This is a genomic window from Streptomyces sp. W16, assembly GCF_033194735.1.
Taxonomy (GTDB): Bacteria; Actinomycetota; Actinomycetes; order Streptomycetales; family Streptomycetaceae; genus Streptomyces.
Genome location: NZ_JAWOAI010000226.1, coordinates 1 through 15281, shown reverse-complemented (window position 1 = coordinate 15281; position 15281 = coordinate 1). Strand labels below are relative to the sequence as shown.

18 protein-coding genes and 1 riboswitch are annotated in these 15281 nt (G+C 69.5%); of the genes, 10 read left to right on the top strand and 8 right to left on the bottom strand.

Features of this window, described 5'->3' with window-relative positions; translation table 11 throughout:
- A partial coding sequence (locus R6V09_RS27520) for an aminotransferase class I/II-fold pyridoxal phosphate-dependent enzyme (protein ID WP_317884125.1) occupies positions 1 to 283 on the top strand: 283 nt, incomplete at its 5' end.
- Positions 284 to 324: 41 nt separating this feature from the next.
- On the opposite strand, the gene R6V09_RS27515 is transcribed toward R6V09_RS27520, so the two are convergent.
- Both R6V09_RS27515 and R6V09_RS27510 read right to left on the bottom strand, forming a co-directional pair.
- A complete protein-coding gene (locus tag R6V09_RS27515; protein ID WP_317884124.1) occupies positions 325 to 549 on the bottom strand; it encodes a DUF397 domain-containing protein in 225 nt (74 codons plus the stop codon).
- Between the two features lie 9 nt (positions 550 to 558).
- Positions 559 to 1428 (bottom strand): helix-turn-helix domain-containing protein, encoded by an 870-nt coding sequence (locus R6V09_RS27510; RefSeq protein ID WP_317884123.1) that lies wholly within the window; start codon positions 1426 to 1428, stop codon positions 559 to 561.
- Between the two features lie 212 nt (positions 1429 to 1640).
- Between R6V09_RS27510 and R6V09_RS27505 the strand changes: the two genes are divergently transcribed.
- Positions 1641 to 2099 (top strand): ATP-binding protein, encoded by a 459-nt coding sequence (locus R6V09_RS27505; RefSeq protein ID WP_317884122.1) that lies wholly within the window; start codon positions 1641 to 1643, stop codon positions 2097 to 2099.
- A gap of 85 nt (positions 2100 to 2184) precedes the next feature.
- On the opposite strand, the gene R6V09_RS27500 is transcribed toward R6V09_RS27505, so the two are convergent.
- The 3 genes from R6V09_RS27500 to R6V09_RS27490 all read right to left on the bottom strand — a co-directional run bounded on the left by R6V09_RS27500 (position 2185) and on the right by R6V09_RS27490 (position 4134).
- Entirely contained in the window at positions 2185 to 2658 is a 474-nt protein-coding gene (locus tag R6V09_RS27500; protein ID WP_033278230.1) for a C40 family peptidase, read from the bottom strand.
- 3 nt (positions 2659 to 2661) lie between these two features.
- A riboswitch (cyclic di-AMP (ydaO/yuaA leader) is annotated at positions 2662 to 2841 on the bottom strand.
- 338 nt (positions 2842 to 3179) lie between these two features.
- Complete coding sequence (locus R6V09_RS27495) at positions 3180 to 3491, bottom strand: hypothetical protein (RefSeq protein ID WP_317884121.1); 312 nt, start codon at positions 3489 to 3491, stop codon at positions 3180 to 3182.
- A 7-nt stretch (positions 3492 to 3498) separates the two neighbouring features.
- A complete protein-coding gene (locus R6V09_RS27490) occupies positions 3499 to 4134 on the bottom strand; it encodes an ATP-dependent Clp protease proteolytic subunit (protein WP_317884120.1) in 636 nt (211 codons plus the stop codon).
- 84 nt (positions 4135 to 4218) lie between these two features.
- Between R6V09_RS27490 and R6V09_RS27485 the strand changes: the two genes are divergently transcribed.
- The 8 genes from R6V09_RS27485 to R6V09_RS27450 all read left to right on the top strand — a co-directional run bounded on the left by R6V09_RS27485 (position 4219) and on the right by R6V09_RS27450 (position 11406).
- Positions 4219 to 4497 (top strand): type II toxin-antitoxin system Phd/YefM family antitoxin, encoded by a 279-nt coding sequence (locus R6V09_RS27485; RefSeq protein ID WP_317884119.1) that lies wholly within the window; start codon positions 4219 to 4221, stop codon positions 4495 to 4497.
- A gap of 287 nt (positions 4498 to 4784) precedes the next feature.
- On the top strand, positions 4785 to 5087 hold the full coding sequence (locus tag R6V09_RS27480; protein ID WP_010988499.1) for an urease subunit gamma: 303 nt from the start codon (positions 4785 to 4787) through the stop codon (positions 5085 to 5087).
- A 17-nt stretch (positions 5088 to 5104) separates the two neighbouring features.
- Positions 5105 to 5416: an urease subunit beta gene (locus R6V09_RS27475; protein WP_317884118.1), complete on the top strand. Its 312-nt coding sequence runs from the start codon at positions 5105 to 5107 to the stop codon at positions 5414 to 5416.
- Complete coding sequence (locus R6V09_RS27470) at positions 5409 to 7130, top strand: urease subunit alpha (protein WP_317884117.1); 1722 nt, start codon at positions 5409 to 5411, stop codon at positions 7128 to 7130. Before R6V09_RS27475 ends, R6V09_RS27470 begins: the two co-directional genes overlap by 8 nt.
- The gene (locus tag R6V09_RS27465; RefSeq protein WP_317884116.1) at positions 7130 to 7804 is read left to right on the top strand and encodes an urease accessory protein UreF; all 675 of its coding nucleotides are present in this window, start codon (positions 7130 to 7132) and stop codon (positions 7802 to 7804) included. The genes R6V09_RS27470 and R6V09_RS27465 overlap by 1 nt, the downstream gene beginning before the upstream one ends.
- Before the next feature lie 427 nt (positions 7805 to 8231).
- Positions 8232 to 8909 (top strand): urease accessory protein UreG, encoded by a 678-nt coding sequence (ureG, locus tag R6V09_RS27460; protein WP_317884115.1) that lies wholly within the window; start codon positions 8232 to 8234, stop codon positions 8907 to 8909.
- The gene (locus R6V09_RS27455; RefSeq protein WP_317884114.1) at positions 8897 to 9664 is read left to right on the top strand and encodes an urease accessory protein UreD; all 768 of its coding nucleotides are present in this window, start codon (positions 8897 to 8899) and stop codon (positions 9662 to 9664) included. The genes ureG and R6V09_RS27455 overlap by 13 nt, the downstream gene beginning before the upstream one ends.
- Positions 9665 to 9798: 134 nt before the next feature.
- Positions 9799 to 11406, top strand: a complete 1608-nt coding sequence (locus tag R6V09_RS27450) for an alpha/beta hydrolase (RefSeq protein WP_317884113.1) — start codon at positions 9799 to 9801, stop codon at positions 11404 to 11406.
- 56 nt (positions 11407 to 11462) lie between these two features.
- Here the strand turns inward: R6V09_RS27450 and R6V09_RS27445 are convergent, their stop codons facing one another.
- The 3 genes from R6V09_RS27445 to R6V09_RS27435 form a co-directional block, all read right to left on the bottom strand.
- Positions 11463 to 12476 (bottom strand): NAD-dependent epimerase/dehydratase family protein, encoded by a 1014-nt coding sequence (locus R6V09_RS27445; RefSeq protein WP_317884126.1) that lies wholly within the window; start codon positions 12474 to 12476, stop codon positions 11463 to 11465.
- 74 nt (positions 12477 to 12550) lie between these two features.
- Positions 12551 to 13270, bottom strand: coding sequence for a lysophospholipid acyltransferase family protein (locus R6V09_RS27440; RefSeq protein WP_317884112.1), 720 nt, complete (start codon positions 13268 to 13270; stop codon positions 12551 to 12553).
- 204 nt (positions 13271 to 13474) lie between these two features.
- Positions 13475 to 15281, bottom strand: a 1807-nt coding sequence (locus R6V09_RS27435; RefSeq protein ID WP_317884111.1) for a phospholipase C, incomplete at its 5' end; no start/stop codon positions are given.

The window sequence follows — 15281 nt, the reverse complement described above, 5'->3', positions numbered from 1 at the left end:
CGCCCGGGCGCGCGCCGTGGCGGGTGAACTGCACGCACGGTTCACCGCCGCGGGTCTGGAAGCGGTTCGTCCGGACGCCGCGGTGGTGTCGGTGCGGGCGCCGTCCCCGGAGGCGGCCGTGCAATGGGCGGCCGACTGCCGTACGGCAGGGCTGGCCGTGGGCTGCTTCCGTCCTCCTTCCGTGCCCGACGGCATCTCACGGCTCAGGCTGACCGCCCGAGCGGACCTCTCCGGGGCCGAGATCGAACGCGCTGTACGTGTGATCGGCGAGACGCGACCATGAGTCGGCGTGACACGGTCGTGCGTCGCTGACGGTGGGACCGATCAGTGGAAGGCGCCGAGGAATCCCGTCCAGCTCTCGGGGGAGAAGAGCAGAGCGGGTCCCTGCGGGTCCTTGGAGTCGCGTACGGCGAGCAGCCCCGCGCGGGGGCCTGAGCGCGGACTTGCCGCCTCGACGCAGTTGTTCGCTCCCGTGCTGTAGCTGCTGCGCAGCCACCGCACTCCGGACAGTTCGGTACTGGAAGGTTCGTTCCGAGGCGGTGCAGACATGGTGCCTCCTTACGCGCCGTCACCTATCCCGGCGATGTAATCCAACGAGTCCTCGGGCGAAAGGGCGTGGAACTGAAGGGTGTTGAAGGCCTCGCTGTAGGCCTCTAGGTCTTCTTTCCGTTCGAGGTAGAGGCTACTCGTCAAGTGGTCGAGAACAACCACGTCCAGATCAGAAGTGCTCGGAAAGGAGAAGATAACGAAAGGGCCGGTGATACCGATGTGTGCTCCTGCGGCGAACGGCAAGACCTGAAGCCGGACTTGGGGCAGGTGTGCCGCCTCGATGAGCCGGTCCAGTTGCCGTGCCATCACACCCGGCCCGCCGACCTCCCGGCGTACCACCGCCTCGTCGAGGACCACGCTCAGTTCCAGCGGCGGATCCGCCCGCAGGATGTCCTGCCGGGCCAGCCGCACCTGCACCAGCGCGTCCAGCCGCTCCGGCCCGTCGTTGTCGAGGCCTCCCACGGCGGCCCGGGTCACCGCCCGGGCGTACTCCGGTGTCTGCAGCAGCCCGGGGACCACCGAGGTCTCCAGGGTGCGGATCGTGCTGGCCTGTGACTCCAGGCTGATGAAGTCCCGGTAGGCGGGCGGCAGTACACCGCGATAGGCGTGCCACCAGTGATGCCGGCCGCCCCCGTCGTCGGAGCCCGCCAACACGAGCAGCATGTCCCGAAGTTGTGCGTCGCCGACCTGGTAGGCATCCAGGAGTAACCGGACGTCGGGCGGTTTCACGCCACTCGCGCCGGTCTCGATCCGGCTCACCTTCGACTGATGCCAGCCGACCAGCCGGGCCGCCTCACCGCTGGTGAGCCCCGCATCCGCACGCAACGCGCGGAGTTCGGCGCCCAGTTTCCGGCGGCGCACCGCGGGACCGTACTGCATGGGTTTCTCCTTACTCCTTTCGGGCCGCCCAAATACGGTCTGGGGTCGCAGAGTTCACCGCTTTGAGCGACAGATATATGCATATCTTGGTGGATCGGCACCGTTGGCGACGCGGTAATGGCAGTCTGGCGAAGAAGCACCAGTCCGGGACCGTACTCGAACCATCCGCTCCATGTCGGACACCGGTCCCGCGGGAAAGGGACGACCGCGCCATGGCAGACCATCTGGAAGCATCCGTCACTCTGCCGAGCGATCCCGCCTCGGTCTCCACCGCCCGCTCCTACGTGGTCGGGACCCTCGTGGAATGGGGACTGCCGGCGGACACGGAGGTGGCCGACACCATCCGCCTCATCGTCTCCGAACTCGCCACCAACGCCGTACAGCACACCTTCGGGCAGTCACCCACCTTCACGGTGGACATCGAGCTGGAGCGTGACGAACAGCTGCGCATCGGAGTCACCGACAGCCATCCCCGCTTCCCGAAACGCCTGCCGGCCGCCGTCCAGCAGGACAACGGCCGAGGCATGGTGATCATCCGCTGGCTGACCGCGGAGTGCGGGGGCAAACTCAGGGTCCGGCCGACCACGGAGGGCGGCAAGACGGTCTCCATCGAAGTGCCCTGGACGGTACCGGCCCGGCCGGTGACCGCGGCGGGCCAGCAGGAGCCGTAGGCCGCACCGCGAACGTCCAGGAACACCCGAGGGGGTGGCGGCCTGTCAGGTGGCCGCCACCCCCTCGGGAGATATCGGACAGGCCTTAGCTGACCCGGCCGTACCAGACGCTCTTGGTCCAGATCTTCTGCAACCGCACCACGTCCCCGGTCTTCGGGGCGTGCCAGATCTTTCCCTTGCCGGCGTAGATGCCGACGTGGTAGACGCTGGAGCCCGAGTGGAAGAAGACGAGGTCCCCGGCCTTGCGGCTCTTGGCCGAGATGTGGTGGGTCTTGTTGTACTGCTGGGCCGCCGTACGGGGCAGTTTCTTGCCTGCCTTCTTGTACGAGTACAGCGTGAGCCCGGAGCAGTCGAAGCGGCCCGGTCCGGTGGCCCCGTACCTGTACGGGGCGCCCTTCTTGGACGCCGCGACCTGGAGTGCCTTCGTCGCGGGTGTCGCTGCCGCGGCGTCGGATGCGACGCCCGGTATCACGACGGAGCCGCCTACGGCGGCGATGGCGAAGGCCGAGGCCGTACCGGCCCGGACCATCAGCGACGGGACACGATTGAGCGCAGTCATGCGCAACCCTTCGTCAGCCGCCTGTGAAGGATGACCTGTCGGATTCGGGCTGACAAAGTTGCCCGGCCGCTGACGCGGCTTCACCCCAAGGGCTGCTCGACCCGGTCATGGCGTGACCGTCCCGGCGACCCGTCGTGCTTGGGTCCTCCACTCCTGCCGATGCAATCCTGTCGACCTGTCATCCGGGCGGCGGCAGGACTCGGCGTCCGCCCGGATCGCCCCGCCGCTGCGGCGGGGTCTTGTCGTCAGACAGGGATCTTCACCTATGAATGTCCGAAAAGCCCAACGGAATCGGGGATTTGTGGGGTTACTCACCACTCACCCGTTCGGGTGAACGCGTCGGTGTTCGAAGGCGTGTCGAGGGTGCATGACCCTCGGACCAGCACCGGAACACCTCATCCGCCCCTCGGGCTACGCGTGTTGCGCAACCCGGACGGCCGCATGGACGGAGCGGCGACTACACCGAACGGGGGTACGCCGTTCGGCCCGTTTCGCCCCCGCCCGGGACGGTCGCGTGTCCGTCAACGGTCGTCGGAGGGCGCGGGGATGGTGACGCGAGCCGTGCGGCGTTCCCCGTCCAGCACGCGCAGCGCCCGCGCGAGTGTGGGGGCGTGCAGTTCGGTCTCGCCCCGCTGGTGCATCAGGGCCAGCGCGTCCCGCAGTTCGGTGGCCTTGGCCACCAGTGCCTGAGCGGCCCTCAGTCCACGGTACGTGTCCCCGTGATGCGCGGGGTTGATACGGCCCAGCAGGTCGGCCACATCCAGATAACGGTCGATCAACTCGCCCTCGGCACGCGTCAGTGCGGGCAGCGGCGGAAGCTCCGGCGGCAGCATCGTGGCCTCACTCCCCGCCGGGCTCGGTGAGCGAGGTCTTGCGGGTGGACACGATCCGGTCCACCAGCCCGTATTCCAGGGCCTGTTGGGCGTCCAGGATGCGGTCCCGCTCGATGTCCTGGCTCACCTGCTCCACCGTCCGGCCCGTGTGCAGGGCGAGTACGGCCTCCAGTTGGGACCGGGTGCGCGCCAACTCCTCGGCCTGGATGGCGAGATCACTCGCCTGACCCTGGATCGGCTCGGGCAGCGAGGGCTGGTGGAGCACCAACCGTGCGCCCGGCAGCGCCGACCGCTTGCCCGGGGTGCCCGCCGCCAGCAGTACCGTCGCGGTGGTGCCGGCCTGGCCGAGGCAGATCGTCTCCACGTCACAGGTGACGAACCGCAGCGTGTCGTAGATCGCCGACATTGCGGTGAACGAGCCGCCGGGCGAGTTGATGTACAGCGAGATGTCCCGGTCCGGCGCCAGGTATTCCAGGTGCATGAACTGGGCCATCACGTCGTTCGCCGAGATGTCGTCGATCGGCGTCCCGAGGAAGACGATCCGCTCCTCCAGCAGCTTCGAGTACGGGTCGAGGGTCCGGTGCCCGGCGCTGGTGCGCTCGGTGAACTCGGGCAGGACGTGGCGGGCGGACGGTCGGGTCATGGCGTAGCCCCTCAGCGACTGGAATCTCTACTCTGGCTGGCTCTGTACAAAATGTACAGGACGTATGGAACGTATGATGGGCTCATGGCCTACGAGATTCCGGTGACGCAAGCCAGGGCTGAGCTCGCCGACCTGATCAACAAGGTGGTGTACGGCGGTGAGCGCGTCGTCGTGACGCGGCACGGGAAGCCGCTCGTCGCCCTTGTCTCCGCCGCTGACCTGGAGCGACTGGACGAACTGGACCGGGCCGACGAGGGTCGGGTGATCAGTGCTGTCTCCGCCGTGCGCGAGGTCGCTTCCGCTCCCCGCGAACATCAGCGGTTCGGGATCGCGGCCGAACACCGGGGGCCGAATCCCTCGTAGCGCGGGCGCGCTCTACGGGCGTAGATGCGATTGCCCTGATCACAGCTCGGTTAACTTGCTTGAAACTCGGTCCAACTAGCCTGCCGATCCACGCCACCAGGGATTTTTCCCTGGGAGCTGAGCGGGTCCGGCGAAGTCCGCTGCGGTTCGGCAGCGCCCTGAAGGGGCGCCGGGAACTGCGCGACCAGCCACGACGGGCCTTCGGATGACGTCCCGCACTCCGAGCGGAGCGTTTTAGCGGCAACCGGACCCCGCACGGTCCGGAGCGAGGACTGTGAGGTGGGAGCGTGCAACTGACCCCGCACGAGCAAGAGAGGCTGCTGATCCATGTGGCGGCCGACGTGGCCGAGAAGCGCCGGGCCCGTGGTCTGAAGCTCAACCACCCCGAGGCGGTCGCCCTCATCACGTCGCACATCCTCGAAGGCGCCCGGGACGGCCGGACCGTCGCCGAGCTGATGTCCTCCGGGCGCAAGCTGCTCACCAGGGACGACGTCATGGAGGGCATCCCCGAGATGATCCACGACGTACAGGTCGAGGCGACCTTCCCGGACGGCACCAAGCTCGTCACCGTCCACGACCCGATCGTCTGACGAAGGGGAGCGACGCCATGATTCCCGGAGAGATCCTGTTCGCGGACGACCCGATCGTCTACAACGCGGGCCGCGAGGTCACACGGATGACCGTCCGCAACGCCGCCGACCGGCCCGTCCAGGTCGGCTCCCACTACCACTTCGCCGAGGCCAACCCCGGCCTCGAATTCGACCGTGCCGCCGCGCGCGGCAAGCGGCTCAACGTCGCCGCCGGAACGGCCGTGCGCTTCGAACCGGGGATCCCCGTCGACGTCGAACTCGTCCCGCTGGCCGGCGCCCGTGTCGTGCCCGGACTGCGCGGGGAGACCGGAGGTGCCCTCGATGCCTGAGATCTCCCGCGCCGCGTACGCGGACCTGTTCGGGCCGACCACCGGCGACCGCATCCGGCTCGCCGACACCGATCTGCTGATCGAGATCGAGGAGGACCGCTCCGGCGGTCCCGGACTCGCCGGTGACGAGGCGGTGTTCGGCGGCGGCAAGGTCATCCGCGAGTCGATGGGCCAGGCACGTGCCACGCGCGCAGAAGGCACCCCCGACACCGTCATCACCGGCGCCGTCATCGTCGACCACTGGGGCATCGTCAAGGCCGACGTCGGCATCCGTGACGGCCGTATCACCGGCATCGGCAAGGCCGGCAACCCGGACACCATGGACGGCATCCACCCCGACCTGGTGATCGGCCCCGAGACCGAGGTCATCGCCGGCAACGGACGCATCCTCACCTCCGGCGCCGTCGACGCGCACGTCCACTTCATCTGCCCGCAGATCGCCGACGAGGCGCTCTCCGCCGGAGTCACCACGCTGGTGGGCGGCGGCACCGGACCGGCCGAGGGCTCCAAGGCCACGACCGTCACCCCCGGCCCCTGGCATCTGGCCCGGATGATGGCGGCGATGGAGCAGTACCCGCTCAACATCGGCTTCCTCGGCAAGGGCAACACCGTCTCGCACGACGCGATGATGTCCCAGATCCGAGGGGGAGCGCTGGGACTGAAGCTGCACGAGGACTGGGGCTCGACCCCCGCCGTCATCGACGCCTCGCTCACCGTCGCCGACCGCACGGGCATCCAAGTCGCCATCCACACCGACACGTTGAACGAGGCCGGATTCGTCGGCGACACCCTCGCCGCCATCGCCGGGCGTGGCATCCACGCCTACCACACCGAGGGTGCGGGCGGCGGGCACGCGCCGGACATCATGACCGTGGTCTCCGAACCGCACGTGCTGCCCAGCTCCACCAACCCGACCCGGCCCTACACCGTCAACACCGCCGAGGAACACCTCGACATGCTGATGGTCTGCCACCACCTCAACCCGGCCGTCCCCGAGGACCTGGCCTTCGCCGAGTCCCGCATCCGCCCCTCGACCATCGGCGCGGAGGACATCCTCCACGACCTCGGCGCCATCTCGATCATCTCCTCCGACGCGCAGGCGATGGGCCGGGTCGGCGAGGTCATCATGCGGACCTGGCAGACCGCCCATGTGATGAAGCGGCGGCGGGGAGCGCTGCCCGGTGACGGCCGTGCCGACAACCACCGCGTCCGGCGCTACATCGCCAAGTACACGATCAACCCCGCCGTCGCGCAGGGCCTCGCCCGCGAGATCGGCTCCGTGGAGAGCGGCAAGCTCGCCGACCTGGTGCTGTGGGAGCCGGCGTTCTTCGGCGTCAAGCCGCACCTCGTCATCAAGGGCGGCCAGATCGCCTACGCGCAGATGGGCGACGCCAACGCCTCCATCCCGACCCCGCAGCCGATCCTGCCGCGTCCGATGTTCGGCGCGATCGGGCGGGCCCCGGCCGCCAACTCGTTCAACTTCGTGGCACCGCTCGCGATCGAGGACGGGCTGCCCGAACGGCTCGACCTCGGCAAGAAGTTCGTGGCCATCGAGTCCACCCGCGCGGTCACCAAGGCCGACATGCGGGAGAACGACGCCCGGCCGCGCGTCCAGGTCGACCCCGACAGCTTCGCCGTGCACATCGACGGGGAGCTCGTCGAGGCGACTCCGGCCGACGAACTGCCCATGGCCCAGCGGTACTTCCTCTTCTGATGTCCAGGGGAGCACTGCTGGTCCTCGCCGACGGGCGCTTTCCCGCCGGGGGGCACGCGCACTCCGGCGGGGCGGAAGCGGCCGTCAAGGCCGGGCGGGTCACCGGGGCGGCGAGCCTCGCCGACTTCTGCCGGGGGCGGCTGCATACGGCTGGGCTCGTGTCAGCTGCCCTCGCTGCGGCTGCCGTACTCGGCGTCGATCCGGTGGAGTTGGACGCGGCTGCGGATGCGCGGACGCCGTCGCCCGCGTTGCGGGTGGCCGCGCGGAAACTCGGGCGGCAGTTGATGCGGGCCGCGCGCGCGACCTGGCCGTCCGCTGAACTCGACGCGCTGGCGCGGGAGTTCCCCAAGGGGGCGCATCAGCCGGTCGTGCTGGGGCTGGTCGCGCGGGCGGCTGGTCTCGGGGCCGAGGACGCGGCCTACTGCGCGGCCTACGAGAGTGTGAGCGGGCCCGCGTCCGCGACGGTGCGGTTGCTGAGTCTCGATCCGTTCGACGCTACGGCCGTACTGGCCCGGTTGGCACCGGAGTTGGACCTCGTCGCCGACCGGGCGGTGGAGGCGGGGCGGCGTGTGCTTGCCGACGGGGTCGATGAACTGCCGTGCGCTTCCGCGCCGTTGCTGGAGATCGGGGCGGAGGCGCATGCCGCTTGGGCTGTGCGGTTGTTCGCGTCGTAGGGGGTTTTCTCGCCCCCGCCGCCCCTACCCGTCCCGTCACCAGGGGCTCTGCCCCTTCGACCCCGCTCCCAGGAGGCTCCGCCCCCTGGACCCCCGGTCGGCCTGAACGGCCTCGTCCTCAAACGCCGGACGGGCTGGATGGTGCCGGCCCCGGCTGACAAGGCGCCGAAGCCGCAAAGCGCCGCAGGAAGCAAGACCCCGAGTCACAAGATCCCGAGTCACAAGGCCCCGAGCCACAAGACCCCGAGCCACAAGACCCCGAGTCACAAGGCTCCGGACCTGCAAGGCCCGGGACCCCCAAGGCCCCGGACCTGCAAGGCCCGGGACCCGCAAGGCCCCGAGCCGCAAGCCCCCGGACCCGCAAGCCCCCGGACCCGCAAGCCCCTCGACCCGCAAGCCCCCGCAGAACACCAGAAGGAGCCGCCCCATGCACCTCGACCACACCCACGACGGCCCCGCCGCAGTCAGTGCCGACGCGCACCGCCCCGACGGGAACCGGCGTGCCCTGCGTATCGGACTCGGCGGGCCCGTCGGTTCCGGTAAGACCGCCACCGTCGCCGCGCTCTGCCGGGCCCTGCGTGACGAGCTCTCCCTCGCTGTTGTCACCAACGACATCTACACCCGCGAGGACGCCGAATTCCTGCTGCGGGAGGCCGTGTTGCCGCCCGAGCGGATCAGTGCCGTCGAGACGGGGGCCTGTCCGCACACGGCGATCCGGGACGACATCTCCGCCAACCTCGAAGCCGTGGAGGATCTGGAGGACGAGGTCGGACCGTTGGATCTGATCCTTGTCGAGTCCGGCGGGGACAATCTCACCGCGACCTTCTCCAAGGGGCTCGTCGACGCGCAGATCTTCGTGATCGACGTCGCCGGCGGGGACGACATCCCGCGCAAGGGCGGGCCCGGGGTTACGACTGCCGATCTGCTCGTTGTCAACAAGACCGACCTCGCGCCGTACGTGGGGTCCGATCTCGGGCGGATGGCCGCCGACGCCAAGGCCCAGCGGGCCGAACTGCCCGTCGTCTTCCAGTCGTTGCGGACCGAGGCCGGGGTCACGGACGTCGCCGCCTGGGTGCGGGCGCGCCTCGCCGCGTGGGCGGCGTGACCGCGACCGGCGTTCGGGCCACCGCGCGGATCGTGGCCCGGGACGACGGGCGTGGAGGTACCGCGCTGCCCGTTCTGGAGGGGGACGGGCCGCTCGCGCTGCGGCGGGTCCGGGGGAGTGGTGCGGAGACTCGGGTCATGCTCGTCGGGGCGATGAGCGGGCCGCTCGGCGGGGATCACTTCGCCGTCGAGGCCGATGTCGAGAGGGGCGCCCGGTTGCGGGTCGGGTCGGCCGCCGCGACGATCGCGCTGCCGGGGCAGGCGAAGGGCGAGTCGCGGTACGACGTGCGGCTCGGCGTCGCCGAGGGCGGTGAACTGCACTGGCTGCCCGAGCAGTTGATCTCCGTGCACGGCAGCGACCTGCACGTCACCACTCGTGTCGACCTCGCCGCCTCGGCCCGACTGGTGCTGCGCGAGGAGCAGGTGCTCGGGCGGGCCGGTGAGGAACCCGGACGGCTCACCAGCCGTCTCACGCTGCGGATCGCCGGACGGACCGTGCTGGACCAGGAGTTGGCCTGCGGTCCCGGAGCGCCGGGCGGCTGGGACGGGCCCGCCGTCCTCGCGGGACATCGCGCGGTGGGGCAACTCATTGTCGTACGGCCGGAGTTCACCCAGGAGCCGCCTGCCGCGCGGATGCTGGGGGAGAGTGCGGCGCTGGCTCCGCTGGCCGGGCCCGCCGTGCTGGTGACGGCTGTCGCGGCCGACGGGCTGCGGTTGCGGCGGGTGCTGGACGAGGCATTGGTGTCTCTCGGGTGAGTATCCGCTGAGCGGGACGCGAGTTTCCGCTTATCGGATTGGTAAAGAAGGTCAACAGCCTCTGTCCTCAGATGCCTCACAGCCGCGAGGATCCCCCGAGACCATTTCGCAACGATGTACGGGGAGGGGCCCACTTGAGGTTCATCAGACCGACGAGCCGCGTCACGGCGTTCGGTTCGGCCGGCTTCGCCGCGGCGGCTCTGATAGCCGGCGCCGTGGTGGCACCCGCGGCCAACGCGCAGACCAACCAGGCGGCAGGCTACGGACAGGACAGCGCGGCCAAGGGCGCCGCGCTCACCGCCGCCCGCGCCGCCAAGGCCGGGATCGACTGGCAGGACTGCCCCACCGACTGGGGCTTCGCGAAGCCGGTCCAGTGCGGCTGGGTCACCGTGCCGATCGACTACACCAAGCCGAACGGCAAGAAGATCAAGCTCGCCGTCGACCGTGCGGTCAGCACCGGCACCGCGGCAGAGCGCCAGGGCGCGCTCGTCTACAACCCCGGCGGTCCCGGCGGCTCCGGAATGCGCTTCCCGCTCCGGGTCACCACCAAGAACCCGCTGTGGGTCAACACGTCCAAGGCGTACGACTTCGTGGGCTTCGACCCGCGCGGTGTCGGCCACTCGGCGCCCATCTCCTGCATCGACCCGCAGGAGTTCGTGAAGGCGCCCAAGGCGGACCCGGTACCGGACACCACGGCCGACAAGAACGCACAGCGCAAGCTGGCCCGTGAGTACGCGGACGGCTGCGCCGAGCGCACCGGCCGCACCATGCTGGCGCAGATGACCACGCCGAACACCGCGCGCGACCTCGACGTCATCCGCGCCGCCCTCGGCGAGAAGAAGCTCAACTACCTGGGCGTCTCCTACGGCACCTACCTCGGCGCCGTCTACGGCACGCTGTTCCCGAGCCATGTGCGCCGCATGATCGTCGACAGCGTCGTCAACCCGGCGCGCGACAACATCTGGTACGAGGCCAACCTCGGCCAGGACGTCGCCTTCGAGGGCCGCTGGAAGGACTGGGAGGACTGGGTCGCGAAGAACGACGCGGCCTTCCACCTGGGGACCACGCGCGACGCCGTCCAGGCGAAGTGGCTTGAGCTGCGCGCCACCGCCAAGAAGAGCCCGCTCGGCGGGGTCGTCGGTCCGGCCGAGCTGCTCGGCTTCTTCCAGGGCGCCCCGTACTACGACTCCTCGTGGGTGCCGGTCGCCACCGCGTTCAGCAAGTACTTCGCCGGTGACCCCCAGCCGCTGATCGACGCGGCCTCGCCCGACATGTCGGACACCGCGGGCAACATCACCTCGGAGAACGGCAACGCCGTCTACACGGCCGTCGAGTGCACCGACGCCAAGTGGCCCACCAGCTGGGCGAAGTGGGACAAGGACAACACGGCGCTGAACAAGAAGTACCCGTTCCTGACCTGGGCCAACGCCTGGATGAACCTGCCGTGCGCCACCTGGCCCGTCAAGCAGCAGTCCCCGGTCGAGGTCAAGACCGGCAAGGGTCTGCCGCCGGTCCTCATCGTGCAGTCGCAGCGTGACGCCGCCACTCCGTACGAGGGCGCCGTCGTACTGCACCAGCGTTTCAAGGGTTCCCGTCTGATCACCGAGAAGGACGCGGGCTCCCACGGTGTGACCGGTCTGGTCAACCCGTGCATCAACAGCCGAGTGGACGCCTACTTCCTCACCGGCAAGCTGGACGCCTCCGACGTGACGTGCACCCCGCACGCGACGCCGGTGCCGTAGACAGCAGCAGTCGTACGTGACTCGGGGCGGCCGGTTCTCAACCGGCCGCCCCTTTGTCACTTCGCCAGCCAGGCGTCCTCGGCCGCGTAGTCGAAGAGGTCGCCGTACGCGGTGAGCATCTTCGGGTACGCCTCGCGCCAGTCCCGTCCGGCCAGTCGCCCCTCGATCCAGGCGATGGTCTCCGGCAGCGTCTCCGCGTACCGGGCCACCGGGCGGTAGCCCAACTCCCGCTCCGCGGCGGACATGTCGCACACCACGGGCGCCGGTACCGACCAGGGTGTGTCGCCCACGGTGGCGGACGGAGCCGGACCGTCCACCAGCACGCTCTCCGCCTCCACACCCATCGCCGCGTCGATCGCGGCGGCGATCTCCGCCACCGTCGGCGCGTCCGGATCCACGGCGTTGAGCACCCGGGAACCGGGCCGCGAGGCGGCCAGCCGGATCAACTCCGCGATGTTGTGGACACCCGCCGGGTGGAAGCGGCTACGTCCGCCGTAGGGGAGGACGCGCCGGCGCCGGCCGTCCAGGTTGCGCTTGACGAAGTAGAGCTCGCGCGGAGTTCGGCAGTACGGTCCGTGGATCGCGCCCGCGCGCAGCAGTGTGGTGGGCAACTGGCCGCCCGCGGCGAGGAGTTCGTGTTCCAGACCGGCCTTGCGCGTGCTGTACGACGCCTCGCCCGGCGCGATCGTGCGCTGGTCCTCGGTGATCGGCACCGGGTACACGGGGAAGCCGTCCGGTTCCTGCTGGGTGTCGAAGGTGCGGCCCTTGTCGTCCTCGTAGACCGACACGCTGGAGATCACCACCGCCGAGCCGACCCGGTCGGCGAGCGAGGTCAACTGCCGTGCGTGCTCCGGGCCGTAGGCGACCATGTCCACCAGGACGTCACAACCGTCGCCGACCACCGCGGAGAGAGCCTTGTCGTCCTCCCGGTCGGCCCGTGCGACGCGCACGCCGTCGGGCCAGTCCTCGTCCCGCCCGCCGCTCCGCGAGACGGCCGTCACCTCCCAGTCGTCCCCGGCCAGTGCCCCCACGGCGACCCGCCCGATCTGTCCCGTCGCTCCGATCACCACAGCGCGTCTGCTCATACGGGAGACCGTAGAACCTCCGTCGTCCCCGGGGAGACGATCTCTGCTGAGAGCAGACCTCAACTCAGCGGCAGCCGCGGGAACTTGCGTTCCTTCGCCGCGCTGGCTTCCTCGGCCTTGACGACGGCCGCGTACTGGTCGACGTACTCCTGCTCGGAGAGCATCAGGATCGCGTACATGATCTCGTCGGTGATGGCGCGCAGGATCGCCTTCTCGTTCTCCATGCCTTCGTAGCGGGAGAAGTCGAGGGGCTTGCCGAAGCGGATGGTCACCGGGTGGATGTTCGGGATGACCTTGCCGGGCGGCTGGGCCTCGAAGGTGCCGATCATCGCGCAGGGGATGACGGGCACCTGGGCCTTCAGGGCCATGACCGCGACGCCGACCTTGCCCTTGTAGAGGCGGCCGTCGTGGGAGCGGGTGCCCTCCGGGTAGATGCCGAGCAGCTCGCCCTTGCTGAGCACGCCGAGGCCCTCGCGGATCGCGGCCTGGCCCGCCTCCTTGCCGGAGCGGTCGACCGGGATCTGGCCCGCGCTGCGGAAGAAGGTCGCCGTGAGGCGGCCCCTGATGCCGGGGCCGGTGAAGTACTCGGCCTTGGCGAGGAAGGTGATGCGGCGCTTGAGGACCGCCGGCATCAGGAAGTGGTCGGCGAACGAGAGGTGGTTGCCGGCGACGATCGCCGGGCCCGACTCCGGTATGTGGTCCAGGCCCTCGATCCGGGGGCGGAAGGCCAGTCTGAGCAAGGGACCCAGAATGACGTATTTCAGGACGTAGTAGAACAAGGGGGGTCGCTCCTCACTCCGGCGGGTCGGCTCGACCGATCTGTTCTCGCAGGTCACCCGGCATCTCGATGGCTGCCAGTGTAGGGGCAGGGGACGCCGCGTGGAACCGGTGGCGATCAGCCCGCCGCAGGCACGGCCGAGGGCGGCGAGAAGGAACTCCTCGCCGCCCTCGGGACGGAACAACAGCCGCCGGTCCGCCGGGACTTACACGGACGCGGTGCGCGCCCTGCGGCGGTACAGCGCGAACGCGGTGGTCGCGCCCGCGGCGGTGACGAGACCCGCGCCGATCGCGATCGCCGGCGTGTCGGAGGCGGTGCCGCTGGCGGCGACGTTCTGCGCCTTCAGGTCCTGGACGTACGCCGGATACGGGGCCGTGGTGGCCGTCGACGACGTCTGGGAGTAGTGCGGGATCCGCTTGACCGACTGCACCGAGCCGTTCGTGTTCAGCAGCACCTGCTTGTCGTTCGGGTGCTTGAAGTCGAACATGCCGCCCAGGGTGCCCGCCCGCTGGTCGAAGGACGCGTCACCGATCCGGCCGGTGTGCCAGTTGTCCTCGATGAACTGCGTGATCGACGCCTGCTCGGTGGCCGTGTGGTCGATCTTGTTGACCTTGCTGTACGGCGAGATGACCAGCAGCGGCTGCCGGGTACCGGGACCGCAGCGGTCCGCGTAGCCGCCCTTCGCCGCAGGACCGGACTGGCAGGCCGGGCTGTCGATGGCCTTGCCATTGGAGCCGACCGTGGAGTCCTTGGAGCCGTTGAGCACCTTGGAAGTCACGTGGTCGTACCAGCCGTCGGAGTCGTCGTAGGCGATCACCACCGCCGTCGACTTCCATTCGGGCGACTTCTGGATCGCGTTGATCTCCTTGATCAGGAAGTTCTGCTCGTCGGCCGGGTCCGAGTAACCGGCGTGCCCGTCCTGGTACTCGGCCGCCTTCAGGAAGCTCACCGCGGGAAGGCTGTCGGCTTTCAGCGCCGCGTCGAAGTCCGTCAGGTCGTAGTTGTGGTTCGCCCGCCCGTTGTGGCCGATCTCGGCGACGGACTTCGGCGCCAGGTGGTGCGGGTTGGACGTCGACTTGTAGTACTCGAACGGCGAGTGGTGCGGGCTGTAGTCCTCGGATGCCGCGCCGCCCACGTTGGTGTGCGTGGCACCCGCGCACTTGGCGTAGTCACCGCTCTTGCCGTCCCAGGCGGTGCTGGGCCGGAAGCCGCCCTGGAACCAGCCCCAGGTCACACCCTTGTTGTTGAGCAGGTCACCGATGTTCTTGCCCTGCATCACCGCGAGCGCGCTGGTCGCGGTGTGGTCCTTGTCCGAGCAGTCGTCGAAGGCCGGGTCGGGGTCGTTGATGACCGTGCCGACACCCTTGGCGTTCGGCGAGACCACCGCGTACGAGTCCGGGGTCGTCGTCTGCTTCGGGTTCTCGGTGCCGGAGGCCGGGTCGACCGAGATCACACCGTGCGTCTGACCCGATATCAGGTTCAGGGCGCCAGGCGTCGAGGGACCGAAGTTCGAGCTGAAGGAGTGGTCGTTCAGCGCGAACTGCTGGGCGTAGTTCCACATGCCCGTGACGGTGTTGCCGTCGTAGTAGTCCATCACCAGACCGGGCTCACCGAAGAGGCCGGTGCACTTGTTGACCTCGGTGTTCTCGACGTACTTGTCGGCCTTGCCGCCGTCGGCCGCGTACTGCTCGGGGCCGTAGGAGTGGTTCTGGTCGCAGGTCATCACCTGCGAACTGCTCAGCCGGGTCGGCGTGTAGAGGTTCGGGTTCTTCTTCAGCAGCCCGGCGTTGAGCAGGTTGTCGGCCTTCGGCGTGTGGGCCGCGGCCTTGAACTTCGTGCCGTCGGTGTTGGTCGCCTTCGGGTAGGTGGCGAAGTAGTGGTCGAACGAGATGTTCTCGTCGTAGAGCACCACCACATGCTTGATCGGGGTGGCCGTGTGCGTGCTGCCGGAGGGCTGGTGGCCGCCGGAGTTCGCCGCCGCGGGCACGACCCCGCCCGCCGTGGCCAGCGCC

What these genes read in the sequence shown, in the direction of transcription:
- R6V09_RS27495 (WP_317884121.1), bottom strand. Translation starts at nt 3,491, where the DNA reads ATGCTGCCGCCGGAGCTTCCGCCGCTGCCCGCACTGACGCGTGCCGAG.
- R6V09_RS27490 (WP_317884120.1), bottom strand. Translation starts at nt 4,134, where the DNA reads ATGACCCGACCGTCCGCCCGCCACGTCCTGCCCGAGTTCACCGAGCGC.
- R6V09_RS27500 (WP_033278230.1), bottom strand. Translation starts at nt 2,658, where the DNA reads ATGACTGCGCTCAATCGTGTCCCGTCGCTGATGGTCCGGGCCGGTACG.
- R6V09_RS27470 (WP_317884117.1), top strand. Translation starts at nt 5,409, where the DNA reads ATGCCTGAGATCTCCCGCGCCGCGTACGCGGACCTGTTCGGGCCGACC.
- R6V09_RS27485 (WP_317884119.1), top strand. Translation starts at nt 4,219, where the DNA reads ATGGCCTACGAGATTCCGGTGACGCAAGCCAGGGCTGAGCTCGCCGAC.
- R6V09_RS27505 (WP_317884122.1), top strand. Translation starts at nt 1,641, where the DNA reads ATGGCAGACCATCTGGAAGCATCCGTCACTCTGCCGAGCGATCCCGCC.
- R6V09_RS27515 (WP_317884124.1), bottom strand. Translation starts at nt 549, where the DNA reads ATGTCTGCACCGCCTCGGAACGAACCTTCCAGTACCGAACTGTCCGGA.
- R6V09_RS27475 (WP_317884118.1), top strand. Translation starts at nt 5,105, where the DNA reads ATGATTCCCGGAGAGATCCTGTTCGCGGACGACCCGATCGTCTACAAC.
- ureG (WP_317884115.1), top strand. Translation starts at nt 8,232, where the DNA reads ATGCACCTCGACCACACCCACGACGGCCCCGCCGCAGTCAGTGCCGAC.
- R6V09_RS27510 (WP_317884123.1), bottom strand. Translation starts at nt 1,428, where the DNA reads ATGCAGTACGGTCCCGCGGTGCGCCGCCGGAAACTGGGCGCCGAACTC.
- R6V09_RS27465 (WP_317884116.1), top strand. Translation starts at nt 7,130, where the DNA reads ATGTCCAGGGGAGCACTGCTGGTCCTCGCCGACGGGCGCTTTCCCGCC.